The following is a 22,614-nucleotide window of genomic DNA, read 5'->3' on the forward strand; positions in this document are numbered from 1 at the left end:
GCCGATCAGATGGTGACGCCGACCGTCCGCAGGAAGGACACCGGGTTCACGGCCGAGCCGTAGTTCGGGGTGGTCCGGATCTCGAAGTGGAGGTGCGGGCCGCTCGAGTTTCCGGTGTTGCCGGAGAGGGCGATCCGCTCGCCCTTGGCGACCTTCTCGCCGATCTTCACCTGGATCTTCGAGAGGTGGGCGTACTGCGAGTACGTGTTGTTCGCGTGCTTGATCACGATGGCGTTGCCGTAGGCCGGGCCGTCGCCGCCGCCGTTCGAACCGGCCTTGACGACGGTGCCCGCCGAGACGGCGTCGACCGGGGTGCCGACCGGGACGGCGAAGTCCTGGCCGGAGTGCTTGTGCGACCACATGGTGCCGCCCTTGCCGAAGGTCGCGGAGAGCGTGTACTTCGACACCGGCTTCTCCCACAGGGCGGCGGCCGGCTTCGCGGCCTGGGCGGCGGCCTGCTCGGCGACCAGCTGGACGGTGCCGGTGAGCTCGGCCTGGGGCGCCTCGTCGGCGAAGGCGGCGGTCGTTCCGGCACCGAGGGCCAGGGCCGCGCCGAGGGCGGTGGCGCCGATGGCGATACGGGTACGACGGATGCTGACGCGCTTCGCGGACATGAAGGAAACCTCCGGGCCGGGGACGGGGACGGTGCTGCGGGAACTGCGGGGTGCTGCGGAGTGCTGCGGAGTGCTGCGGGCAAGAAAGGACCCGGCACGCTGAGCAGGTGCCGGGCTTGCTTGCCCATCCTTGGTAACCCGGGCACCCCGGCTTCCCCAAACGTCCCCGTTACTACCCCGGGTCGTAGGTGCGGAGGGAGCTGTCAGCCCTGTTGACCGCCCCACCACTGGGCCGGCGGTGGGGCAAATCGGACGTCGATCTCTACGAATGCTCCTAGTAGGTCCGATTTGCCCTGTGCGGCTTGTCACCGGCGCGGGACCTCCGGCCGATCCCCGCCGGGACCAAAGCCCTGCGACCGGCGTCACACCGGAGCTACGCTCCCGGTCGTGGACGCATCCGTGGTGGGAATCCGGCTGGCCTCGGGGGTAGTGACCCCCCTCGTGAAGAAGCTCTTCCGCGGTGAGGGGGCGGGCGCCGGGCTCGTCGACCGGCCCGTGCGCATCTCCTCGTACGCCTCCGTGCGCGAGCAGCGCGTACTGTCCCGCTACGACCTGCGCCGGGTGGCCGACAAGCTCGTCGCGGAGGCGTTACGGGCCCCCGGCGAGCGGCCGCTGCCGCCGGGCGAGGAGGCGGGCGTCGCGGCCGCGCTGGCCGCCACCCTGTACTCCCTCGGGACCCTGGCCCTCCAGGACGCCCAAGCGGTCGAGATGGGCGCGCAGGCCTTCGCCGCCGAACTGCGCAAGGCGGCGCCGAACACGGGCCTGGGGCGGGACGCCGAGCTCTTCCACGACCGGCTGCTGGAAACCACCTGCCTGCACATCCTGCACTTCTTCACGACCCGCTCCACCTACATCCCGGCAGCCCTGGTCGAGCAGGCTCACCGGCAGGGCGTGGTGATCGCCAAGATCGACGCCCTGCTCGCCCGGATCCCCCGCCAGGACGGCCGGGACGCGGAGTTCGAAGCCAGGTACCTGGAGTACCTCGCCAAACGGCACAGCACCTTGACGATCTTCGGGCTCGATCTGCCGCCCGGCTCGGCGCGCTGGCCGCTGGACATGGCGTACGTGGCCCTCGAGGTCGTCCTCAGTCCCCTCGACCGCGACGGCCTCGCCGGCCGGGCCCTCCCCTGGTCGACGGCCCAGCCGTGGGACCCCGCCCACACCGCGGACGGGGCGCCGCCCCGCAGCTACCGCGTCCTGCTGCGCGGCGAGGCCGGCTCGGGCAAGACCACGCTGATTCAGCAGCTGGCCGTCTCGGCCGCCCAGGAGGGATCCCACGACCACGTCATCCCGTACGTGCTGCCCCTGCGGAACCTGACCAGGCACGGGGACCCGCTGCCCGCCGCCGCGGACTTCCTGGCCGCCACCGCGCTCAAGGGACAGGCTCCGGAGGGCTGGGAGGACCGGGTCCTGCGCGCGGGGCGCGGCCTGATCCTGGTCGACGGCATCGACGAGATCCCGGAGACCGATCGGGCCAGCGCCCGCGACTGGCTCGTCGAGCTCTTCGCCGCCTACCCCGACAACCGGTGGCTGGTCACCTCCCGGCCCTCGGCGGTACGCCAGGACTGGCTCGCCGCAGAGGAGTTCACCGAGCTGGCGCTCGTTCCCATGAACCGGGCGGCCGTGGCCGACTTCGTCACCCGCTGGCACGCGGCGGCCGAGGCGGGCGAGGACCTCCGGGACCAGCTGCTGACCTCCCTGGCCACCAAGCCGGAACTGGCCCGCCTCGCCACCAACCCGCTGCTGTGCGGGCTGATCTGCGCCCTGCACCGCGAGCGCCGGGGCTTCCTGCCGTCGGGCCGCAAGGAGCTCTACACGGCCGCCCTGTCGATGCTGCTGCACCGCCGCGACCGCGAGCGGCAGCTGCGCCTGCCGGAACTCTCCGAGGAGCCCCAGCTCCAGCTCCTCCAGCGGCTCGCCTACTGGCTGATCCGCAACGGCCGCACACAGATCTCCCGGAAGCGGGCCGAGGAGCTCATCGCCGCCGCGCTGCCCGCCGTACCGGCCGCCCGGGTACTCGGTGACGCCCCGGCCGTCCTGCGGCACTTCCTGGACCGCACGGGACTGCTGCGCGCGCCCACGGAGGACACCCTGGAGTTCGTCCACCGCACCTTCCAGGACTTCCTCGGGGCCCGGGCCGCACTGGACGAGGGCGGCCTCGGCGAGCTGACCCGGCACGCGGACGACGACCAGTGGGAGGACGTCATCCGCATGGCGGTCGCCCAGGGCCGCCCCCACGACCGCGAGGCGATCATCGGCGACCTGCTGGTCCGCGACTCCGACCGGTCGGTGCTGCTGGCCCTCGCGTCACTGGAGTACGCGGCCGAACTGGACCCCGGGCTGCGCCAGGACGTCCACAAGGCGGCCCTGCGGCTCATCCCTCCGAGGGACGAGGAAGCCGCGCGTACGCTGGGCCGGCTCGGGCCGCTGGTCCTGGAGCTGCTCGCGTCCGGCGGGGAGTCGGTCCGCGCCGCCCGCCTCTCGGTGATAGCGGCGGCGGAGACCGGATCCGAGGCGGCCGTCGGTTACCTCGCCGGCTATTGCAGCCACCCCGACGAGGAAATCCGCAAGACGCTGAACACGGTCTGGAAACGGTTCGACACCGGGCAGTACGCGACCGAGGTGCTCGCGCGCATGGTCCCGCCGCCCGACGGCCTCGCCGTCGGATCCGATGCCGCCCTCGCGGCACTGACGGGCTTCACCGGCCCGCCCGGCCTGTTCGTCGGCAGCCAGGTGTCCCGGGCTGCCCTGACCCGCTTCCTGGCCCGTCAGCCGGTGGCGGGCCTGACCCTGTGGTACTTCGAGGGCGGAAGCGACGCCGCGTTCCTGCGCGGCCACACCTCGCTCCGGCGGCTCACCATCAACGCCTGGCCCGACCTGCGGGACCTGAGCGCGCTGCACGGGCTGCCCCTGGAGGAGGTGTCCCTGTACCTCGGCAACGACGTCCCCCTCGGTCCGGCCCTCGCGGGCTGGCCCCGGCTGCGCACGCTGAAGCTGCACTCGGGTCACGGTCCGTGGTCCTTCGCCGACGTCTCCCCCGAAGGCCGCCTGGAAGAGCTCGAACTGGACGACGCGGACCCGGACCTGACCGGCCTGGGCCGCCTGACCGGATTGCGGCGGCTGTGGCTCGGCTTCGACTGGCGCCCCGGCGGGAAAGGCGCGTGGGCGGAGCTCGCGGCGCTCGGGAACCTCCGGGAGATCGCCGTGCACACCAGGGCGATGGCCGGTCTGGCCGCGTGCGCGGGCCTGCCCTCGATCAGGACCGTCAGGCTCTACGACGAGGACGAGGCGTGGGACCCGGGGCTGAGGGCACGGGTGGCCCACCGCTTCCCGGAAGCGGAGCTGACACTGGTGCCGCAGACGTACGACACCTGAACCCGGTCGGCCCCACGGCGAAGGGGCGGCCCCGGAACCTTTCGGTCCCGGGGCCGCCCCTTCGTACCGCTGTGAGCGGCTAGCGCTTACGCACCCTTGGTGAGGTCCGGGCCGGAGCCCGTCGCCTCGATGGGGGGAAGGTCCGAGATCGGAGTCTTCTCCTCACCGCGGAAGGTGAACTTGGCTTCGTCGCCCTCACCCTCCTTGCCGACGACCACGATGTGACCGGGGCGCAGCTCGCCGAAGAGGATCTTCTCCGACAGGATGTCCTCGATCTCGCGCTGGATCGTGCGGCGCAGCGGGCGGGCACCCATGATCGGGTCGTAGCCGCGCTTGGCGAGCAGTGCCTTCGCGTCCGCGCTGAGCTCGATGCCCATGTCGCGGTCCTTCAGGCGGTCGTCCACCTTCGCGATCATCAGGTCGACGATCTGGACGATGTCTTCCTCGGTGAGCTGGTGGAAGACGACCGTGTCGTCGACGCGGTTGAGGAACTCGGGCCGGAAGTGCTGCTTGAGCTCTTCGTTGACCTTCGCCTTCATCCGGTCGTATCCGGTCTTGGTGTCTCCCTGGGCCGCGAAGCCGAGGTTGAAGCCCTTCGAGATGTCCCGCGTGCCCAGGTTGGTCGTCATGATGATGACCGTGTTCTTGAAGTCCACGACCCGGCCCTGGGAGTCGGTCAGGCGACCGTCTTCCAGGATCTGGAGAAGGGAATTGAAGATATCCGGGTGGGCCTTCTCGACCTCGTCGAAGAGGACGACGGAGAACGGCTTCCGGCGGACCTTCTCGGTCAGCTGGCCGCCCTCTTCGTAGCCCACGTAGCCGGGGGGCGAACCGAAGAGACGGGAAACCGTGTGCTTCTCGCTGAACTCCGACATGTCGAGGGAGATCAGCGCGTCCTCGTCGCCGAAGAGGAATTCGGCGAGCGTCTTGGAGAGCTCGGTCTTACCGACACCGGACGGGCCGGCGAAGATGAACGAGCCACCGGGACGCTTCGGGTCCTTCAGACCCGCACGGGTACGGCGGATCGCCTGGGAGAGCGCCTTGATGGCGTCCTTCTGGCCGATGACGCGACGGTGGAGCTCGTCCTCCATGCGCAGGAGCCTCGAGGACTCCTCCTCGGTCAGCTTGAACACCGGAATGCCGGTCGCGGTCGCCAGGACTTCGGCGATGAGCTCGCCGTCGACCTCGGCGACGACGTCCATGTCGCCGGCCTTCCATTCCTTCTCGCGCTTGGCCTTCGCCGCCAGCAGCTGCTTCTCCGAATCACGGAGGGAAGCCGCCTTCTCGAAGTCCTGGGAGTCGATGGCCGACTCCTTGTCGCGACGCACGTTCGCGATCTTCTCGTCGAACTCGCGGAGGTCCGGCGGCGCGGTCATCCGGCGGATGCGCATCCGGGAGCCGGCCTCGTCGATCAGGTCGATCGCCTTGTCCGGGAGGAAGCGGTCCGAGATGTACCGGTCGGCCAGGGTGGCCGCCTGCACGAGGGCCTCGTCCGTGATGGAGACGCGGTGGTGGGCCTCGTAGCGGTCGCGCAGGCCCTTGAGGATCTCGATGGTGTGCTGGAGGGAAGGCTCCGCCACCTGGATCGGCTGGAAGCGGCGCTCGAGAGCGGCGTCCTTCTCAAGGTGCTTGCGGTACTCGTCCAGCGTCGTGGCACCGATGGTCTGGAGCTCACCACGGGCCAGCATGGGCTTCAGGATGCTGGCGGCGTCGATCGCGCCCTCGGCGGCACCCGCACCCACGAGGGTGTGGAGCTCGTCGATGAACAGGATGATGTCGCCGCGGGTGCGGATCTCCTTGAGCACCTTCTTGAGGCGCTCTTCGAAGTCACCGCGGTAGCGGGAACCGGCGACCAGGGCACCCAGGTCAAGCGTGTAGAGGTGCTTGTCCTTGAGGGTCTCGGGGACCTCGCCCTTGACGATCGCCTGGGCCAGGCCCTCGACGACGGCGGTCTTGCCGACGCCGGGCTCGCCGATGAGGACCGGGTTGTTCTTGGTCCGGCGGGACAGCACCTGCATGACCCGCTCGATCTCCTTCTCGCGCCCGATGACCGGGTCGAGCTTGGATTCGCGAGCTGCCTGTGTCAGGTTGCGGCCGAACTGGTCCAGAACGAGCGAGGTCGAGGGCGTGCCCTCGGCCGGGCCGCCGGCCGTGGCCGACTCCTTGCCTCCGCCGGAGTAGCCGGAGAGCAGCTGGATGACCTGCTGCCGGACTCGGTTGAGATCGGCGCCCAGCTTCACCAGGACCTGGGCGGCGACGCCCTCGCCCTCGCGAATGAGGCCGAGCAGGATGTGCTCGGTGCCGATGTAGTTGTGGCCGAGCTGGAGGGCCTCTCGGAGCGAAAGCTCCAGGACCTTCTTCGCCCGCGGGGTGAAGGGGATGTGGCCGGAAGGGGCCTGCTGCCCCTGTCCGATGATCTCCTCAACCTGCTGGCGAACAGCCTCGAGCGAAATCCCGAGGCTCTCCAAGGCCTTAGCGGCGACACCCTCACCCTCGTGGATCAAGCCCAGGAGGATGTGCTCGGTGCCGATGTAGTTGTGGTTGAGCATCCGGGCTTCTTCCTGAGCCAGGACGACAACCCGCCGCGCGCGGTCGGTGAACCTCTCGAACATCGTTTATCGCTCCTCAGAGCGGTCGGGCAGTTCGGGGTCGGTCCCCGCCCTGTCCTTCCGCATGCTAGTCCCGCGGGGCGGGACAGCTCATTCCAACTGCCGACATCCGTCCGCGGCTCACCCTCACGTCCGTGGGAAAACCCGGCTGTAAGTGCCGACAACTGCTCCAACCCGATGGTGCGAGACGATGTTCCCGCAGGCCAGGCAGATACCCGTCACACGTGTACGCCGATGGCGAACGGAAGCCGGTCTCGGACCCTGCAAATCTGCGTGTCGCCCCGATCCACTAGGAATGTCTTACCCGTATGAGCGGACGGTTCACGTCGCTGGACGACCGATCCCTCCGCTACGGGCGAACACGCTTCCGTCCTGAATGTGAGACTCCGAGGAGTCGGACGTTTACGTTCCGCATTGGCACGGGTGCCCTGCGTCACTTCACGTGTCCCCTCGCGCGTAACTCCCGAGCGTTTCCGCAGTTGCTCCGGACATGGCCCTCACCGCGCCGCCCGCCACCGTCCCGCTCCCCCGCGCCCCGATCGGGACGCCCGCGACCGAAGCGACCGGAGCCACCGGTGCGCCGGCGGACTGGTACGCCCGCGTGCTCGGCTGGCCCGTGGCCGGCGGACCGCCCGCGCAGCTGGTGACCGGGGTGCGGTTCGACGTACTGGAGCTGCCGGCCGATGCCGGTGCCGCGGTGCTGCGCGGTCCCTGCAGCGGCGTCACGGGGCCGGTGGCGCTCATGGGACGCAGGATGCGGTTCCTGGTGGCCCCGGGGAGCGCCGACGAGCTGGAGGGGCTGCTCGACTGGCTGGAGTGGGGCGGGGTGGCCCTGGATCTCGCCGCCCTGGGTGCGGGTGGCCGGATCACCGCTCCGACTCCGCCGGGACACCTGGTGGGGCCCGGAGAAAGCCCTCAGGGGGCCGCCGTGTGGCTGCGGCCCCCCGAGCAGGGGTGTGAGGCACTGCTGCCCGCCCTGCCGGGGGCGGACAGGCCTTCCGGGCCCGGTCGTGGCGAGGACGCCGCCGGGCCCGGTCTCGTACGCCTGGTCGCGGCGGCGGCAACGGAATGCCACCGGGCGCGGCTGCGGCGGCGTACGGCCTCCGCGCATCGCATCGGCACCGCGGTGGTGACCGGAGGTCAGCCGCGGTTCTCGTAGGCCTCGCGGATCTCCTGCGGAACGCGGCCGCGATCGTTGACGCTCATGCCCTGGGCCTTGGCCCAGGCGCGGATCTCGGCCGTGTCCGGGTTGCCGGACGTCGCGGCGGCGCGGCCGCCCTTGGTACGACCCGCCGCGGCACGGCCACCGGTGCGGCGACCGCCCTTGGTGAACGGGTCGAGGAGGCCGCGGAGCTTTTCAGCGTTGGCGGTGGTGAGGTCGATCTCGTAGGTCTTGCCATCCAGAGCGAACGTCACCGTCTCGTCCGCCTCGCCGCCGTCGAGGTCGTCGACAAGAAGGACCTGAACCTTCTGTGCCACCGGGATTTCCTTTCATCGAAAAGCAGTACGCGGAAAGGAAACCGCTTTTGCCTGGAAAACACAAACCCCCCGTCACGGGTTCGGGTCCGCAACGGCCGGGGAAACGTGCGCGATTCGGACATAGGCCACGGAGCCGGGGCTCCCGTGAAATCCCCGCGGTGATCGATCAGAGGTGCAGAAGCATCCGGCTGTTGCCCAAGGTGTTCGGCTTCACTCGTTCGAGACCGAGGAACTCGGCGACACCCTCGTCATAGGAACGCAGCAGCTCCATGTACACATCGGTCTCGACCGGGGTCTCGCCGATCTCGGTGAAGCCGTGCTTCGCGAAGAAGTCCACTTCGAAGGTGAGGCAGAAAACCCGGCTGACACCCACCCTCCGGGCGGTCTCCAGCAACTTGTCGAGCACCAGATGACCGACTCCCGCGCCCTTCAAGTCGCGGTCGACCGCAAGAGTGCGGACTTCGGCCAGGTCTTCCCACATCACGTGGAGCGCACCGCAGCCGACCACCTGGCCATCGGAGTCGCGTTCGGCGACCCAGAACTCCTGGATGTCCTCATAAAGGACCACCGGCGCTTTGTCCAGCAGGATCCGCTGCTGAACGTACTGGTCGAGCAGGCGGCGCAGCGCGGGAACATCGCCGGTGCGCGCGCGGCGGATCGTCACTGTTTTTGCATGTGCAGCGGAAAACTCAGCCATGCCCGGACGTTATCGCCCCGACTCGGTGCTCGGCTCCGCCGAGTCGCCTCCGGCATCGGGCGCCGCCGGCGGGGACGGCGGGGAGTCGGCCGCCTCCGCGGACCCTTCGGGTTCCGCGGGCTGCACGATGCGCACGGCGTCCCTGAGCGCCTCGCGCTGTTCCGCCGACATCATGCCGAAGAAGGCCACGAGGGCGGCCGCGGGGTTGTCGCTCGTCGACCAGGCTTCGTTCATCAGTGCGGCCGAGTAAGCGGCCCGGGTGGAGACCGCCGTATATCGATAGGCGCGGCCTTCCGCCTCGCGGCGGACCCAGCCCTTCTGATGAAGATTGTCCATAACGGTCATGACCGTGGTGTACGCGATGGACCGTTCCTGCTGCAGGTCTTCCAGGACTTCGCGAACGGTGACCGGGCGGTTCCACTGCCACACCCGCGTCATGACTGCGTCTTCGAGTTCTCCCAAGGGGCGAGGCACAGCAGCACGATAGTGCGGGTTGTGGTGGATTGCGCGGCTATCCGGGCGGCAAGGCGCAACTAAATCCGGGGTCCCCCAACGAAGTGAGGGGCGCACGGCTGGGGAGCCGTACGCCCGTCCCTCGTCGAGGGGGCCTACTTCTGTGGCTGGGACTGCTGGGCGGCCTCGGCGCGGGCGAGCACGGCGTCCACCGCCGCGTCCTCCTTGCCCTTGTTGGCACCGCCCTGGCTCTTCACGATCGTCACGACGAGCGCGATGAAGAACACGGCCATCACGAAGGGGGGCACGAGCGCGGAAACGTAGTCCATGCCCCCAGCCTAGCTACCCCGCCGCGCGCCCGGCCTCCGGGGGCGGGCTGGGCTTGCGGCGCGGCGGGAAGACCTCGCCCGGGGTCGGGATGGGGCGTCCGGGACGGTCGTCGGGGCGCGGTTCGGGCTTCGGGCGCGCGGGGTCGTTCTCCTTCCCGCCGCCGCCCTTGCCGGTGCCGCCCGTGTCGGTGCCGCCCGCGAGGGTCAGCAGCCGGGTGCGCGGTGCGGGCGCCGTGGACAGCCTGCGGCGTACGGAGCGCTCCGCGATGGTCTGGGCCCGCTCCAGCAGCGCGGCGGCGACCGGGTTGGCGCGCAGCGCCCGGAGGGCCGCGAGGTCGTCCGGCACCGGTTCGTAGCCGGCGGCCAGGGCGTCCTGCAGCAGCTCCAGGTAGCCGGAGAGACTGCCGGGCAGCGCGGCTCTGTACCGCGCCAGGTCGGCCAGGAGGAACGCTCTGAGCCTCCCCGCCTCCTGCACCGCGTCGTCCACCGACGCCGCGAGGCGCAGGCAGTCCTGGACCTCGACGGCCGTCAGTGGGGCCGTCGAGGACTGAAGGGCGTGGGCGAGCGAGCGCCTGAGCACGTGCAGCTCATCGGCGCCGAACGCCATGCCGCCGCGGGATCCGTAGGGCGTGGGCATGGGCCGAAGATACGCGCTAATCGGACAAAATCCCTTGAGTGGACACGTACAGGGCGCGTGTCGGGAAGGGGCCTAGTCCGACTGCTTGACCACGCGCAGGAAATCCGCCCAGGCGGCCTGGGTGGTGGCGAGGACCAGGTGGGCCGGGTCGGCGCGGTCCGCCACGCGGACCAGGGTGCCGGGGGCGGCGCTGACGTACACGCAGTTGTCCCCCTCGCCGCAGAACGAGGACTTCTGCCAGGCGGGCCGAGCGGTCATGACGTCTCCTCCGGTCACAGGCGCTGTGGCGCCGGGGACGGGCTCCCGGTACATGTCGTGGGGCGAAGGTATCCCCGCGATGGCCGCGGTCCGGCCATTTCCGGGGAAATTGTCATGGCGGGCGTCAGGGCGAGGTAAGGGCCGGGCGGCCCGGGGGGCGTGGCCGCCGGGGGATGCAAGCGGCCCCCGGCCTCCCGGGGGGGGAGGGCGGGGGCCGTCGGGGCCGTCGGGGCGATCGGGCGGGCGGCCCGGGCCGGTCAGCCGAAGGCGGGCGCGTTGCGCTCGTAGACCAGTCGGAGACCGATCAGGGTGAGCCAGGGCTCGTGGTCGTCGATGGCCTCGGCCTCGCCGAGGACGATCGGGGCCAGGCCGCCCGTGGCGATGACGCGGACGTCGTCCGGGACGCCGTTCGGGCCGGCCAGCTCCTTGGCCATGCGGGTCACGATCCCGTCGACCTGGCCGGCGAACCCGTAGACCACGCCCGACTGCATCGCCTCGACCGTGGACTTGCCGATGACGTTGCGCGGGCGGGCCAGCTCGATCTTGCGGAGCTGGGCGCCCCGGACTCCGAGGGCCTCCATGGAGATCTCGATGCCCGGGGAGATCACGCCTCCGACGTACTCCCCCTTGGCGGAGACCGCGTCGAAGGTCGTCGCCGTGCCGAAGTCGACGACGATCGCGGGGCCGCCGTAGAGCTCGGCCGCGGCGACCGCGTTGACGATGCGGTCCGCGCCGACCTCCTTCGGGTTGTCCATCAGGATCGGTACGCCCGTCTTGGTGCCGGGCTCCACGATCACCGCCGGAACGTCGCCGTAGTAGCGCCGGGTCACTTCGCGGAGCTCGTGCAGGACCGCCGGCACCGTGGAGCAGATCGCGATGCCGTGGATGCCGTCGCCCAGCTCGTTGCCGAGCATCGGGTGCATGCCCATCAGGCCCTGCATCAGCACGGCCATCTCGTCGGCCGTGCGGCGCGGGTCGGTCGAGACGCGCCAGTGCTCGACGATCTCGTCACCGTCGAACAGGCCAAGGACCGTATGGGAGTTGCCCACGTCGATGGTGAGGAGCACCGGTTACACCGCCTCGCGCAGATCGAGGCCGATGTCCAGGATCGGGGAGGAGTGGGTCAGCGCACCGACGGCGAGGAAGTCGACGCCGGTCTCGGCGTAGGCGCGGGCCGTGTCCAGGGTGAGGCGGCCCGAGGACTCCAGGGTGGCGCGTCCGGCGACCAGGGCGACGGCGTTCGCGGTCTGCTCCACGGTGAAGTTGTCGAGCAGGATCAGGTCGGCACCGGCCTCCAGGACCTCGCCGACCTGCTCCAGGGTGTCGACCTCGACCTCGATCGGGACCTCCGGGAAGGCCTCCCGCACCGCGGTGAAGGCCTGGACGACCCCGCCGGCCGCGACCACGTGGTTGTCCTTGACCAGCGCCGCGTCCGACAGCGACATGCGGTGGTTGACCCCGCCGCCGCAGCGCACCGCGTACTTCTCCAGGGAGCGCAGGCCCGGGGTGGTCTTGCGGGTGTCGCGGACCTTGGCGCCGGTGCCCTCCAGGACCTCGGCCCAGCGGCGGGTGGCCGTCGCGACGCCCGACAGGCGGCACACGATGTTGAGGGCGCTGCGCTCGGCGGTCAGCAGGTCGCGGGTGCGCGAGCGGACCGACAGGAGCACGTCGCCGGCCTTGACGCTGTCGCCGTCCTCCGCGTGCCGATCGACCTCGAAGGACTCGGTGCAGACGACCGAGAACACGGCCTCGGCGATGCGCAGGCCGGCCACGACGCCGTCCTCGCGGGCGACGAAGTCGGCGATGGCCTCGGCCTCTTCGGGGACCGTGGCGACGGTGGTGACGTCGACCCCGCCGTCGAGGTCCTCGGAGAGCGCCATGTGCGCGATGTCCTCGACCTCGATGGGGTCCAGGCCGGCTTCTTCCAGCAGCTCGGCGAGCGCCGGGTCCAGGCCGGTCTCCTCGCCCTCGCCGCAGGCGCAGTCGTCGCCGCAGCCGCCGCCCTCGCTCTGGTCGAGGATCGGGAGCTCCTCGTGCGGGTGGGTGTGGTCGTGCTCGTGCGTGCTCACGGTTACGGCTCCAGGCTGTCGGTGCTGCGGGTGCTGTTGCTGCTGCTGTTAAGGCTGTTACTGCTGTGGCTGCTCAAGGGGACCCGCACGGACGGGAAGTCCGCCGAGTCCGTGGGGGTGACGACCAGGGCCCGCCGCTCGGTCTCCGACAGGCGCACCACCAGGTGGCGCCGCCAGTCCGTGTCGTCCCGGTCGGGATGGTCCTCGCGCCAGTGGCAGCCGCGGGTCTCCGCACGCCGCTGGGCGGCGGCGACCAGCACCCGGGCCACGCACAGGAGGTTGGTGGCCTCCCAGGTCTCGGTGCCGGGGACGGCCGTCTTGCCGCGGGTCTCCAGCTCCGTCAGCGCCGTCGCGTACAGGGCTTCGAGCGCGGCGGCGGCCCGGCGCAGGGACTCGGCGGAGCGGAGCACGCCCGCGCCGTCGGTCATGATGCGCTGGATCTCGTAGCGCGCCTCGGCGGGCTGGAGGGGGCCGGTGGCCGGGACGGGGATGCCGGGGCCGGTGCCGACGGGCGGGTTCCCGATGATGTCGTCGGCGATGCGCTCGGCGAAGACCAGGCCCTCCAGCAGGGAGTTGGAGGCCAGCCGGTTCGCTCCGTGCACTCCGGTGCAGGCGACCTCGCCGCAGGCGTACAGCCCCGGGACGGTGGTGCGCCCGTGCAGGTCGGTCCGTACGCCGCCGGAGGCGTAGTGCGCGGCCGGAGCCACCGGGATGGGCTCGGTGACCGGGTCGATGCCGTGCGAGCGGCATGCGGCGAGGATGGTCGGGAAGCGCTGCTCCCACATCTCGGCGCCGAAGTGCCGGGCGTCGAGGTACATGTGCTCGGTGCCCTGCTCCTGCATCCGGCGCATGATGCCCTTGGCGACGATGTCGCGGGGGGCGAGCTCGGCGAGCTCGTGCTGGCCGGTCATGAAGCGGACCCCGTCGGCGTCGACGAGGTACGCGCCCTCGCCGCGGACGGCCTCCGACACCAGGGGCTGCTGGCCCTCGGCGTCGGCGCCGAGGAAGAGCACGGTGGGGTGGAACTGCACGAATTCGAGGTCCGACACCTCGGCGCCTGCGCGCAGGGCGAGGGCCACCCCGTCGCCGGTGGAGACCGACGGGTTGGTGGTGGCGGAGAAGACCTGGCCCATGCCGCCGGTCGCCAGGATCACGGCGGGCGCGTGGACGGCGCCGACCCCGTCGTGCTGGCCCTCGCCCATGACGTGCAGGGTGACGCCGGCGGTACGGCCCTCGGCGTCCAGGAGCAGGTCCAGGACGAGGGCGTTCTCGACGGTCTCGATGCCGGCGGCCTGGACGGCCTCGACGAGGGCCCGGGAGATCTCGGCGCCGGTGGCGTCCCCGCCCGCGTGCGCGATGCGGCGGCGGTGGTGGCCGCCCTCCCGGGTCAGCTCGATCTCGCCGGTCTCGGCGGAGGTGTCGAAGACGGCGCCGGTCGCGATGAGACGGCGTACGGCGTCGGGGCCCTCGGTGACCAGGAGCCGGACGGCCGCCTCGTCACACAGGCCGGCGCCGGCCACGAGGGTGTCGTCGAGGTGCTGCTCGGGGGTGTCCCCGTCGCCGAGGGCGGCGGCGATGCCGCCCTGGGCCCAGCGGGTGGAGCCGTCGTCGAGCCGGGCCTTGGTGACCACGACGGTACGGCGGCCCGCGGCGGCGCAGCGCAGTGCGGCGGTCAGTCCGGCGACTCCGGATCCGACGACCACGACATCGGCGTCCACGGACCAGCCGGGCGCCGGGGCGTGGAGCCGTATGCCGGTGCTGGTGCCCGCTGCTGCGGGGCCTCTGCCTGGGGTGCTCACGGTTGCGCTCCGAACTCCAATGGGATGTTGTCGATCAGCCGGGTCGCGCCCACTTTCGCGGCGACGGCCAGCACGGCCTGACCGGTGAAGCCGTGGCCGGCCTCGGTGAAGTCCTGTGGGTCCACCAGCGCCAGGTAGTCCAGTACCAGCGGCGGATCGTGCCGGCCCGCCTCCTCCAGGACGTGCCGCGCGGCGGCCCGTACGGCCTCCGGCAGCCCGGCGCCCGCCGCCGCGACGGCGTGCGCGTCGGCGGAGGCGCGGATCTCGCCCAGCCGGGCCAGGCCGGTGGCCCGCTCGTCGCCGGCCGGCGGTGCCTGCGCCTCGGCGCGGGCGCGCAGCGCGGCCTGCGCGGCGAGCCGGTCGCGGCCGGCGAACAGGGCGCGGGAGAGGGCGAGGGCGGCGCCGCGCTCCTTGGCGGAGAGGTAGCGGTTGCGGGAGGACAGGGCGAGCCCGTCCGGCTCGCGCACGGTCGGTACGCCGACCACCTCGACGGGGAAGTTCAGGTCGGTCACCATGCGCCGGATCAGCGCCAGTTGCTGCGCGTCCTTCTGGCCGAAGAAGGCCAGGTCGGGGCGGGTGAGGTGGAGCAGCTTGGCGACGACGGTCAGCATGCCGTCGAAGTGGCCGGGGCGGGTGGCGCCTTCGAGGCGGCCGCCCATCGGGCCGGCGGTGATCCGGACCTGCGGGTCGCCGCCGGGATAGACCTCGTCGACGGCCGGGGCGAACACGGCGTCGGCGCCGGCCTCTTCGGCGATGCGCAGGTCGGCGTCGAGGGTGCGGGGGTAGCGGTCGAGGTCCTCGTTCGCCCCGAACTGGAGGGGGTTGACGAAGACCGTGACCACGACCTGGCCGGTGGGGCCGACGTGCGCCCGGGCGGTGCGGACCAGGGTGGCGTGGCCCTCGTGGAGGGCGCCCATGGTCATGACGACGGCCCGGCGGCCGGCCTCGGCCCCGGTCCCCGCGCGGACAGCGGCGCGGGGCAGGCGGTGCAGTGCGTCCGCGGTGTCGAGGAGAATCACAGTTCGCCGCCTTCGCGTCCCTCGGAGCGGGGGCCGGGATCGCTGCCGGTCGCGCCGTCGGCGAGTACGCCGAGGAGGTCCTCGGCCAGTTCGGGCTTGAGCAGACCGTGCGCGAGGGCGCGGTCGGCGGTCGTACGGGCCATCGCGAGGTATCCGGCCACCGTGCCCGGCGCGTGCTTGCGCAGCTCCGAGACGTGCGCGGCGACGGTACCGGCATCACCGCGGGCCACCGGGCCGGTCAGGGCCGCGTCACCGGAGCGCAGGGCGTTGTCCAGGGCCGCGCCGAGGAGCGGGCCGAGCATCCGGTTCGGGTGCTCGACGCCCGCCTTGGCCAGCAGTTCCATCGACTGGGCGACCAGGGTCACCAGGTGGTTCGCACCGAGCGCGAGGGCCGCGTGGTAGAGCGGGCGGTTCGCCTCGGCGATCCACTCGGGCTCCCCGCCCATCTCGATGACCAGGGCCTCGGCGGCGAGCCGCAGCTCGTCGGGGGCCGTCACCCCGAAGGAGCAGCCCGCGAGGCGCTGCACGTCGACCTCGGTGCCGGTGAAGGTCATCGCGGGGTGCAGGGCCAGCGGGAGCGCGCCCGCACGGCGCGCGGGGTCCAGCACGGAGACCCCGTACCGCCCGGAGGTGTGCACGAGGAGCTGTCCGGGACGGACCGCGCCGGTCTCGGCGAGGCCCTCCACCAGGGACGGCAGGGCGTCGTCGGGGACGGTCAGCAGCACGAGGTCGGAGGCCTGGAGGACCTGCGCCGGGGAGACGACGGGCACGTCGGGCAGCATCCGCGCGGCACGGCGGCGCGAGGCGTCGGAGACACCGGACACGGCGACGGGCCGGTGCCCGGTCTGCTGCAGGGCGCGGGCCAGCGCCGGGCCGACCCTGCCGGCTCCGACGACACCGACGGAGAGCCGGGCGGGGCGCTCCGCCTGGGGGGCTGTGTTCACGCGGGGGAGGCCTTCCGTTCCGTTCCGGTCCGCGGGGGGTACCGGACGATACGTCGCCATGCTAGCTCCTGGTGTGTGGGCCGGTCGGCGATGATCGGGGCATGAACCAGGACACGGAGCGGACGGCGCCCGCGGGGCCGGGCTCGGAGCGCGGCCCGGAGCCCGGGTCGGGTACGAGGACGGAGCCGGGCCCGGGCCCGGGCTCGGGCCCGGGCCCGGGCTCGGGCCCGGTCAGGGGCACGGGCCCGGTCAGGGGCACGGGCACGGGCTCGGGCCCGGTCAGGGGCACGGGCACGGGCGTGCACCGGATCGCGGACCCGGACGCGGCAGCCGAGCGGGCCGCGGGCACGGAGCGGATCGCGGACCCGGACGCGGCAGCCGAACGCGCCGCGGGCCCGGGCCCTGCCCCACGGCGCGGCACGGACGCGGCCGGGGAGCGCGCGGCCGGCCGGGTGACGGACGAGGACGCGGCGCAGGCGGCCGAAGACATGGCGGCGAGGATGGTGGTCGCCGGGCGGGCGGCCCCGCGCAAGCTGTCGGGCAGTCTGCGGGAGGCCACGGTCGGGGAGCTGCTGGCGGAGCTGGGCGGGCTGGCCCCGGACCCCGACGAGCCGGGCGACATCTACGGCAACGGGGTCGTGGAGCGGCTGGAACGGCGGGTCGCGGAGCTGCTCGGCACCGAGGACGCGGCGTTCTTCCCGACCGGGACCATGGCCCAGCAGATCGCGCTGCGCTGCTGGGCGGGCCGGACCGGCAACCCGGTGGTCGCCCTGCACCCCATGAGCCATCCGGAGCGGTGGGAGGGCGGCGCGCTGTCCGTCGTCTCGGGGCTGCGGACCGTCTACCCGACGGGCGAACCGCGCCAGCCGACCGCGTCCGAGCTCGCCGAGCTGCCGGAGCCGTTCGGGACGCTGATGCTGGAGCTCCCGCTGCGGGACGCGGGCTTCCTGCTCCCGACCTGGGACGAGCTGTCGGCCCTGGTGGACACCGCCCGGGAACGGGACGCGGTGGTCCACTTCGACGGGGCCCGGCTGTGGGAGTCGACGGTCCACTTCGGCCGTTCGCTGCCGGAGATCGCGGCGCTGGCGGACTCGGTGTACGTCTCCTTCTACAAGTCCCTCGGGGGCCTCAGCGGCGCCGCTCTCGCCGGATCCGCGTCGCTCGTGGCGGAGGCGAGGGTGTGGCGGCACCGGTACGGGGGCCAGATCTTCCGCCAGTTCCCGGCCGCGCTGTCCGCCCTGGCCGGGCTGGAACGGGAGCTGCCGGAGCTGCCCTCCTACGTGGCCAAGGCGCGGGCGGTGGCGTCCGCGCTCTCCTCGGCGCTCGCCGCGGCTCCGGAAGTGCCCTGGTTCCGGGTCCACCCGGAGGTCCCGCACACCCACCAGTTCCAGGTGTGGCTCCCCTACGACGCGGACCGTCTCACGGAGGCGGGCGTCCGGCTGGCCGAGGAGACGGGCACGGTCCTCTTCCGCCGCTGGTCCCCCGACGGCCCGCCGGGCCTCTCGGTGACGGAGGTCGAAGTCACCCGCCCGGGCCTGTCCTGGACGGACACCGAAGTCACCACGGCAGTGGCGAACTTCGTGGCCCGCCTCTAGACGGCCCAGCCCGGCCGGACGGTTCCTGCACCGCCGGGGTCGTGTGGGAGGGGGGCTGGGGCCGCTCGCCGGGCCGTCAGGCGGTCGGGCGGCGGGTCAGCACGCGGTGGAGCGCCGAGCGCCAGGGGTGGCCGGCCGGGGCTCCGTCGAGGACGGCCCGGAACTGTTCGTAGGTGCGGACCGCGCGCAGGACGGCAACGTCGTCGCGGCCCGGCGGCGGGGGCATCGGGGTGCCGTGCTGTGACGCCCGGTAGGTGTCGACGAGGTACTGCTCGATCGCGGTCATGCATCCACCCTGGCCCTGTCCGCGGGGCCCCGCGCGCTGATTGACCGACGTCGTCAACCGACGTCGTCAATCGGCCCCGCGGGGACGGCGGTGTGGCCGCTGCGCGGGGCGGAGTCCCGAGTCCCCTACCCGCCCTTCCACCGTTCCCAGGGCCCGGCCCTGACCCGGTCCCGAAAGCCGGACGGGCCGAAAGCGGGGTCCCGGGCTGCGCCCGGCCCCCTGGGGCTCCGCACCGGCCCCGCCGGCGTTTGAGGCGCAGGGGTCCGGGGCCCGGGGGCCGGGGGCCGGTCCCCGGCAACCGCGCCGCACCGCGTGGCCTGGCCGCCGCATCCGCATCGCGGCGGCAGAATGATCCGATGAGCGTCACCATCGACATCACCGGGCTCCCCGCGGAGCGGATCGGCTTCGCGCCCTCCCCTCTCGCAGAGCTCTGCATGGCGTTGCACGCGCTCTCCCAGCCTGGCCATCACCCCGGGCTCGCCTCCTGGACCTCCACCACCGCGGCCGCCCTCGACCCGGACCTCGCGGACCGGCTGCTGGAGGGCGATTTCATGTGGCGCAGCTCCTTCGCCGACCTGTTCATGGCCTTCGCCGGGATGCCCGGCGGTTCGGGGCTGCCCGCCGCCACCCTGGCCGGCGAGCTCGACGTACTGGACCGGCTGGACGACGAGCGGTTCGTGACGGCCGCCCTGGAGCACTGCCGGCTGGCCCTCTACAACGACGGCGGCGGGCCGTCCCCGCTCTCGGATCCGCTCGCCCGGGCCAAGGCTCTGGAGACGGCATCCGCGCGCGGGCCGCAGCAGCTGGCCTTCGCCGTTCGGGTGCTCGACGACACCGCCGGTGTCCGGGTCTGGCTGCGCCGGCTGCTGGAGGACTGCGACGAGGCCTTCTTCGCGGAGACCTGGCGCCGGGTCGAGCCCCGGCAGAGCGCGGACGCCCGGCACAAGACGGAGGTGCTGCGGCGCAAGGGGCTGCCGGCGGTGCTGAAGGAGGTCTCCTCGGCGTTGAGCGTCGACGAGCGGCTGACCACGGTCACGGTGGACAAGATGGTCCACGGGTCCACGACCGCGACCGATCCCCGAATAGGTGACGGCCTGCTCTTCGTGCCCACGAACTTCGGCTGGCCCCATTTGCTGGTACTGCACGCCCCCGGCTGGCGCCCCGTGATCCACTACCCGCTCGGTTCTCCCGAACTGGCCTCCTCCCCGGGGTCGGTGGAGCTGCTGCAGCGGCGCATGGAGGCACTGGCCCATCCGATGCGGATGATGCTGTGCCGCAATCTGGCGCGTGCTCCGTACACGACCGGCGAGTTGGCGGCCGCGCACGGGATCACCGCCCCGGAGGTCTCCCGCCATCTGGCGGTGCTGAAGAAGGCCGGGCTGACCCAGACCCGCCGCCAAGGTCGGTACGTCCAGCACCAGCTGGACCTGGCGGCGGTCGCACGGATCGGCACCGACTTCATCGAGGGCATCCTGCGGTAGCCGGGCCCCTGCGGGAGCGAAGAGCGGGCACTGGCTTGTTTTCGACGGCTCAGATGCTCCGATATACGGATTTCACAAACCGGAATCAGTGAAAAGTCTGGCCATGACCGCCACTTGATGCCTAACGTGCGTCCACCGCTCCCCCACTCGGCGCAACGCACCTGACCTGCGTCTGCATCCGCGTACCCGCACCCCTGCACGCCCTGGCCCAAACGCCGCAGCCCACACGCCGTACGCCCAAAGCCCCATGCCCCATGCCGAACGCCATACGCATGCGCACGCGCATCTGCCGTGGAAGGACTTTCATGCCCTCACGCCGTATAGCAGCAGCCACCGCCGCCCTGGCAGCCGCGGCCCTCGTCTCCCCGCTGCTCCTCGCCGGACCCGCCGGAGCCACCGGCAGCCCGCAGAGCGACGCCGCCCGGGGTGACGCGCTGGCCCGAAAGCTGGTCAAGGACTCCACCGGCAAGGGTGCCAACAACCACCTGAAGGTCTTCCAGGCCCTCGCCGACTACAACAAGGGCACCCGCGTGGCGGGTTCCAAGGGCCACGTCCAGTCGGCCCAGTACGTCGAAATCGTCATGCGCGCGGCCGGGTACAAGGTCACCAAGAACGAGTTCGACTTCGTGTACGTCGAGACGGTCGCCGAGACCCTGAAGGTCAACGGCCCGGCCGGCCGCGACGTCCCGATCAAGCTGATGACGTACACCGCCAGCGGCCCGGCGAACGGCGTGACGGCCCAGATCGCCGCCGCCCCGGTCGACGCCGACGGCACGAACGGCTGCGAGGCCGCCGACTTCGCCGCGGGCGCCTTCACCGGCAAGGTCGCGCTGATCAAGCGCGGCGGCTGCGCCTTCGCGGTCAAGCAGCAGAACGCGGCGGACGCCGGTGCGGTCGGCGCGGTGATCTACAACAACGCCGCGGGCGCCCTGAACGGCACCATAGGCGCCGCGGACGCCGGCAAGATCCCGACCGGCGGCGTCACGCTGGCCGAGGGCGAGCGGCTCGCCGCCGACGCCGCCGCGGGACCGGTCGAGGTCACCCTCGACATCCGCGAGTTCCGGGAGAACCGCAAGACGTACAACGTCATCGCGGAGACGCGGGGCGGCGACGAGAACAACACCGTCTTCCTCGGTGCGCACCTCGACTCCGTCGCGGCGGGCCCCGGCATCAACGACAACGGCTCGGGCTCGGCCGGCATCCTCCAGGTCGCGCAGCGGCTCGCGAGCAGCCAGACGAAGATCAAGAACAAGGTCAAGTTCGCCTGGTGGTCGGCTGAGGAGTTCGGCCTGCTCGGCTCCGAGGCGTACGTCGACGGGCTGACGGAGGACCAGAAGAAGAAGATCAAGCTCTACTTGAACTTCGACATGATCGCCTCGCCGAACGCCGCGTACTTCGTCTACGACGGCGACGACTCGGACAAGGTCGGCTCGGGCCCCGGTCCCGAGGGCTCGGCCCAGCTGGAGAAGGGGATCAACGACTTCCTCGACTCCAAGAACATCCCGCGCGAGGGCACCGACTTCTCGGGCCGCTCGGACTACGGCCCGTTCATCGCGGTCGGCATCCCCTCGGGCGGTACGTTCACGGGCGCCGAGGGCATCAAGACGCCCGAGCAGGCGGCGAAGTTCGGCGGGCAGGCCGGGGTCGCGTACGACGTGAACTACCACGGCAAGGGCGACACGATCGCGAACATCGACCAGAAGGCGCTCGACATCAACGTCGACGTCATCGCGGACGCGGTGGGGCACTACGCCTACGACCTGGCACCGCTGGGCCGGCCCGTCGTCTCGGAACCGTCCAACGGCGGGGGCAGCGGTGGTGGCCTCCACGAGGGCCACGACCACGCCACGGAGTAACCGGTGAGGGCGGGCCGGGGCCGGTACAGCCGCTGCGCGGTGCCGGGTTCCCGACCCGCCCTTCCTCCGTTCCCCGGGCCGGGCCGGAGCCCCGTGCCTACCCCGGCCAGGGCCCCACGCCGACCGGCTGGACCAGCCAGCCGAAGTCGCCCAGCCCGCCCCGCGCGGTGAGTTCCGCCGCCTCCCCCGCCCCCGACAGCGCCCGGACGTACGCCACCGGATCGGCGGAGGCCAGGGCCAGCGGAGGCCGGGCCCCCGAGACGCCGAGGGCCGACAGCGCGTCCCGCTGCGTCAGCAGCACCGCCCCCGGCCCGGCGCACGCGTCGAGCGCCACGTGCGCGGTGACGTCGCAGCTCCCGTCCGGGACGGGCGCGGTCTCCCGCCCGGCGCGAAAGCCCGTCAGCGTCCCGAAGGGCGGCCGGGCGTCCCGGGTGTGGGCGTAGTCCACCGCGACCGCGAGCCCCCGCTCCAGCGTGGCGACGGCCGCCGCCCAGGCCTCGTCGCGCGGCCGCCCGATCTCCGCGCGGCCCGAGCCCGCCTCCGCGCCCGTCTCCGCGTCCGCCTGCGGCCACCACCGCTCCAGCCAGGCCCGGTCCGGCCCGTCCAAGGGGCCGCCCCGGCTCTCCGTACCGTCCCGCGCGACCTCCACGTAGCGCCCGTCCTCGGCGAGGTCCAGCGGTACGTTGTCGAGCCACTCGTTGGCGAAGAGCAGCCCCCGGGTCCCCCGGGGCGGCTCGCTCACCCACCGGATGCGCCCGTCGAGCCCGGCGGGACGCCCCGCGCGCTCCACCCCGTACGGCCGCACCCGCGCGGCCGTCTCCGGCGGCAGCGCCGCCAGCACCCCGGCCAGCAGCTCCCCGCGCCCGGCCCCTACGTCGACCAGGTCCAGCTCCTCCGGAAGGCCGAGCTCCCCGTCCACCCACAGGAGCAGCCGGGCCACGGCCCGCGCGTAGAGCGGCGAGGCGTGCACGGAGGTGCGGAAATGCCCCGCGGGGCCGGACCCGCCGGGGCGGACGTAGAAGCCGTCGGGGCCGTACAGGGCCCGCTCCATCGCCGTACGCCAGCGCACCGGACCCGCCTGTACCGTGCCTTCACCCTGAGTGCTCATCGCTGA

20 protein-coding genes are annotated in these 22,614 nt (G+C 72.4%); 5 read left to right on the forward strand and 15 right to left on the reverse strand.

What is annotated here, in order from left to right:
- Positions 1 to 5: 5 nt before the first annotated feature.
- Complete coding sequence (locus tag ACFYM0_RS23250) at positions 6 to 614, reverse strand: M23 family metallopeptidase (RefSeq protein WP_388504334.1); 609 nt, start codon at positions 612 to 614, stop codon at positions 6 to 8.
- 387 nt (positions 615 to 1,001) lie between these two features.
- Between ACFYM0_RS23250 and ACFYM0_RS23255 the strand changes: the two genes are divergently transcribed.
- Complete coding sequence (locus tag ACFYM0_RS23255; protein ID WP_388504337.1) at positions 1,002 to 3,989, forward strand: NACHT domain-containing protein; 2,988 nt, start codon at positions 1,002 to 1,004, stop codon at positions 3,987 to 3,989.
- 86 nt (positions 3,990 to 4,075) lie between these two features.
- Here ACFYM0_RS23255 and ACFYM0_RS23260 read toward each other — a convergent pair whose 3' ends face one another.
- On the reverse strand, positions 4,076 to 6,601 hold the full coding sequence (locus tag ACFYM0_RS23260; RefSeq protein WP_388504340.1) for an ATP-dependent Clp protease ATP-binding subunit: 2,526 nt from the start codon (positions 6,599 to 6,601) through the stop codon (positions 4,076 to 4,078).
- Between the two features lie 487 nt (positions 6,602 to 7,088).
- On the opposite strand from ACFYM0_RS23260, the gene ACFYM0_RS23265 reads away from it, so the two are divergent.
- On the forward strand, positions 7,089 to 7,757 hold the full coding sequence (locus ACFYM0_RS23265) for an SCO3374 family protein (protein WP_388504343.1): 669 nt from the start codon (positions 7,089 to 7,091) through the stop codon (positions 7,755 to 7,757).
- On the opposite strand, the gene ACFYM0_RS23270 is transcribed toward ACFYM0_RS23265, so the two are convergent.
- The 11 genes from ACFYM0_RS23270 to ACFYM0_RS23320 form a co-directional block, all read right to left on the reverse strand.
- A complete protein-coding gene (locus ACFYM0_RS23270) occupies positions 7,739 to 8,077 on the reverse strand; it encodes an Lsr2 family protein (RefSeq protein WP_250752815.1) in 339 nt (112 codons plus the stop codon). The genes ACFYM0_RS23265 and ACFYM0_RS23270 overlap by 19 nt on opposite strands.
- Positions 8,078 to 8,243: 166 nt before the next feature.
- Positions 8,244 to 8,774: an amino-acid N-acetyltransferase gene (locus ACFYM0_RS23275; RefSeq protein ID WP_388504346.1), complete on the reverse strand. Its 531-nt coding sequence runs from the start codon at positions 8,772 to 8,774 to the stop codon at positions 8,244 to 8,246.
- A 9-nt stretch (positions 8,775 to 8,783) separates the two neighbouring features.
- Positions 8,784 to 9,248, reverse strand: coding sequence for a BlaI/MecI/CopY family transcriptional regulator (locus tag ACFYM0_RS23280; RefSeq protein ID WP_388504347.1), 465 nt, complete (start codon positions 9,246 to 9,248; stop codon positions 8,784 to 8,786).
- A 134-nt stretch (positions 9,249 to 9,382) separates the two neighbouring features.
- Positions 9,383 to 9,556 (reverse strand): hypothetical protein, encoded by a 174-nt coding sequence (locus ACFYM0_RS23285; protein ID WP_327254299.1) that lies wholly within the window; start codon positions 9,554 to 9,556, stop codon positions 9,383 to 9,385.
- Between the two features lie 13 nt (positions 9,557 to 9,569).
- Positions 9,570 to 10,193: a hypothetical protein gene (locus ACFYM0_RS23290; RefSeq protein ID WP_388504349.1), complete on the reverse strand. Its 624-nt coding sequence runs from the start codon at positions 10,191 to 10,193 to the stop codon at positions 9,570 to 9,572.
- A 72-nt stretch (positions 10,194 to 10,265) separates the two neighbouring features.
- A complete protein-coding gene (locus ACFYM0_RS23295) occupies positions 10,266 to 10,451 on the reverse strand; it encodes a DUF397 domain-containing protein (protein ID WP_327254297.1) in 186 nt (61 codons plus the stop codon).
- 257 nt (positions 10,452 to 10,708) lie between these two features.
- On the reverse strand, positions 10,709 to 11,518 hold the full coding sequence (locus ACFYM0_RS23300) for a type III pantothenate kinase (RefSeq protein ID WP_388504352.1): 810 nt from the start codon (positions 11,516 to 11,518) through the stop codon (positions 10,709 to 10,711).
- A 3-nt stretch (positions 11,519 to 11,521) separates the two neighbouring features.
- Positions 11,522 to 12,472, reverse strand: a complete 951-nt coding sequence (gene nadC, locus ACFYM0_RS23305) for a carboxylating nicotinate-nucleotide diphosphorylase (RefSeq protein WP_388504892.1) — start codon at positions 12,470 to 12,472, stop codon at positions 11,522 to 11,524.
- A 50-nt stretch (positions 12,473 to 12,522) separates the two neighbouring features.
- Positions 12,523 to 14,319, reverse strand: a complete 1,797-nt coding sequence (locus ACFYM0_RS23310) for an L-aspartate oxidase (protein WP_388504353.1) — start codon at positions 14,317 to 14,319, stop codon at positions 12,523 to 12,525.
- On the reverse strand, positions 14,316 to 15,338 hold the full coding sequence (gene panC / locus ACFYM0_RS23315; protein ID WP_388504356.1) for a pantoate--beta-alanine ligase: 1,023 nt from the start codon (positions 15,336 to 15,338) through the stop codon (positions 14,316 to 14,318). Before panC ends, ACFYM0_RS23310 begins: the two co-directional genes overlap by 4 nt.
- The gene (locus ACFYM0_RS23320) at positions 15,335 to 16,342 is read right to left on the reverse strand and encodes a Rossmann-like and DUF2520 domain-containing protein (RefSeq protein WP_388504357.1); all 1,008 of its coding nucleotides are present in this window, start codon (positions 16,340 to 16,342) and stop codon (positions 15,335 to 15,337) included. Before ACFYM0_RS23320 ends, panC begins: the two co-directional genes overlap by 4 nt.
- A 428-nt stretch (positions 16,343 to 16,770) precedes the next feature.
- Between ACFYM0_RS23320 and ACFYM0_RS23325 the strand changes: the two genes are divergently transcribed.
- Complete coding sequence (locus ACFYM0_RS23325) at positions 16,771 to 17,877, forward strand: threonine aldolase family protein (protein ID WP_388504895.1); 1,107 nt, start codon at positions 16,771 to 16,773, stop codon at positions 17,875 to 17,877.
- A gap of 76 nt (positions 17,878 to 17,953) precedes the next feature.
- Here the strand turns inward: ACFYM0_RS23325 and ACFYM0_RS23330 are convergent, their stop codons facing one another.
- A complete protein-coding gene (locus tag ACFYM0_RS23330; RefSeq protein ID WP_388504359.1) occupies positions 17,954 to 18,163 on the reverse strand; it encodes a hypothetical protein in 210 nt (69 codons plus the stop codon).
- 356 nt (positions 18,164 to 18,519) lie between these two features.
- Between ACFYM0_RS23330 and ACFYM0_RS23335 the strand changes: the two genes are divergently transcribed.
- Together ACFYM0_RS23335 and ACFYM0_RS23340 are read left to right on the forward strand one after the other, a co-directional pair.
- On the forward strand, positions 18,520 to 19,644 hold the full coding sequence (locus ACFYM0_RS23335) for a DUF5937 family protein (RefSeq protein WP_388504361.1): 1,125 nt from the start codon (positions 18,520 to 18,522) through the stop codon (positions 19,642 to 19,644).
- Between the two features lie 305 nt (positions 19,645 to 19,949).
- Positions 19,950 to 21,500, forward strand: a complete 1,551-nt coding sequence (locus tag ACFYM0_RS23340) for a M28 family metallopeptidase (RefSeq protein WP_388504362.1) — start codon at positions 19,950 to 19,952, stop codon at positions 21,498 to 21,500.
- Between the two features lie 97 nt (positions 21,501 to 21,597).
- On the opposite strand, the gene ACFYM0_RS23345 is transcribed toward ACFYM0_RS23340, so the two are convergent.
- Positions 21,598 to 22,608 (reverse strand): SAM-dependent methyltransferase, encoded by a 1,011-nt coding sequence (locus tag ACFYM0_RS23345; RefSeq protein WP_388504365.1) that lies wholly within the window; start codon positions 22,606 to 22,608, stop codon positions 21,598 to 21,600.
- Between the last annotated feature and the right edge of the window lie 6 nt (positions 22,609 to 22,614).

Source organism: Streptomyces sp. NPDC006487, assembly GCF_042870555.1.
Taxonomy (GTDB): Bacteria; Actinomycetota; Actinomycetes; order Streptomycetales; family Streptomycetaceae; genus Streptomyces.

Coding starts and splice junctions, on each gene's coding strand:
- ACFYM0_RS23325 (WP_388504895.1), top strand. CDS start 16,771: ATGGCGGCGAGGATGGTGGTCGCCGGGCGGGCGGCCCCGCGCAAGCTG.
- ACFYM0_RS23335 (WP_388504361.1), top strand. CDS start 18,520: ATGAGCGTCACCATCGACATCACCGGGCTCCCCGCGGAGCGGATCGGC.
- ACFYM0_RS23260 (WP_388504340.1), bottom strand. CDS start 6,601: ATGTTCGAGAGGTTCACCGACCGCGCGCGGCGGGTTGTCGTCCTGGCT.
- ACFYM0_RS23345 (WP_388504365.1), bottom strand. CDS start 22,608: ATGAGCACTCAGGGTGAAGGCACGGTACAGGCGGGTCCGGTGCGCTGG.
- ACFYM0_RS23290 (WP_388504349.1), bottom strand. CDS start 10,193: ATGCCCACGCCCTACGGATCCCGCGGCGGCATGGCGTTCGGCGCCGAT.
- ACFYM0_RS23265 (WP_388504343.1), top strand. CDS start 7,089: ATGGCCCTCACCGCGCCGCCCGCCACCGTCCCGCTCCCCCGCGCCCCG.
- ACFYM0_RS23250 (WP_388504334.1), bottom strand. CDS start 614: ATGTCCGCGAAGCGCGTCAGCATCCGTCGTACCCGTATCGCCATCGGC.
- ACFYM0_RS23330 (WP_388504359.1), bottom strand. CDS start 18,163: ATGACCGCGATCGAGCAGTACCTCGTCGACACCTACCGGGCGTCACAG.
- ACFYM0_RS23285 (WP_327254299.1), bottom strand. CDS start 9,556: ATGGACTACGTTTCCGCGCTCGTGCCCCCCTTCGTGATGGCCGTGTTC.
- ACFYM0_RS23275 (WP_388504346.1), bottom strand. CDS start 8,774: ATGGCTGAGTTTTCCGCTGCACATGCAAAAACAGTGACGATCCGCCGC.
- ACFYM0_RS23320 (WP_388504357.1), bottom strand. CDS start 16,342: ATGGCGACGTATCGTCCGGTACCCCCCGCGGACCGGAACGGAACGGAA.
- ACFYM0_RS23295 (WP_327254297.1), bottom strand. CDS start 10,451: ATGACCGCTCGGCCCGCCTGGCAGAAGTCCTCGTTCTGCGGCGAGGGG.
- ACFYM0_RS23340 (WP_388504362.1), top strand. CDS start 19,950: ATGCCCTCACGCCGTATAGCAGCAGCCACCGCCGCCCTGGCAGCCGCG.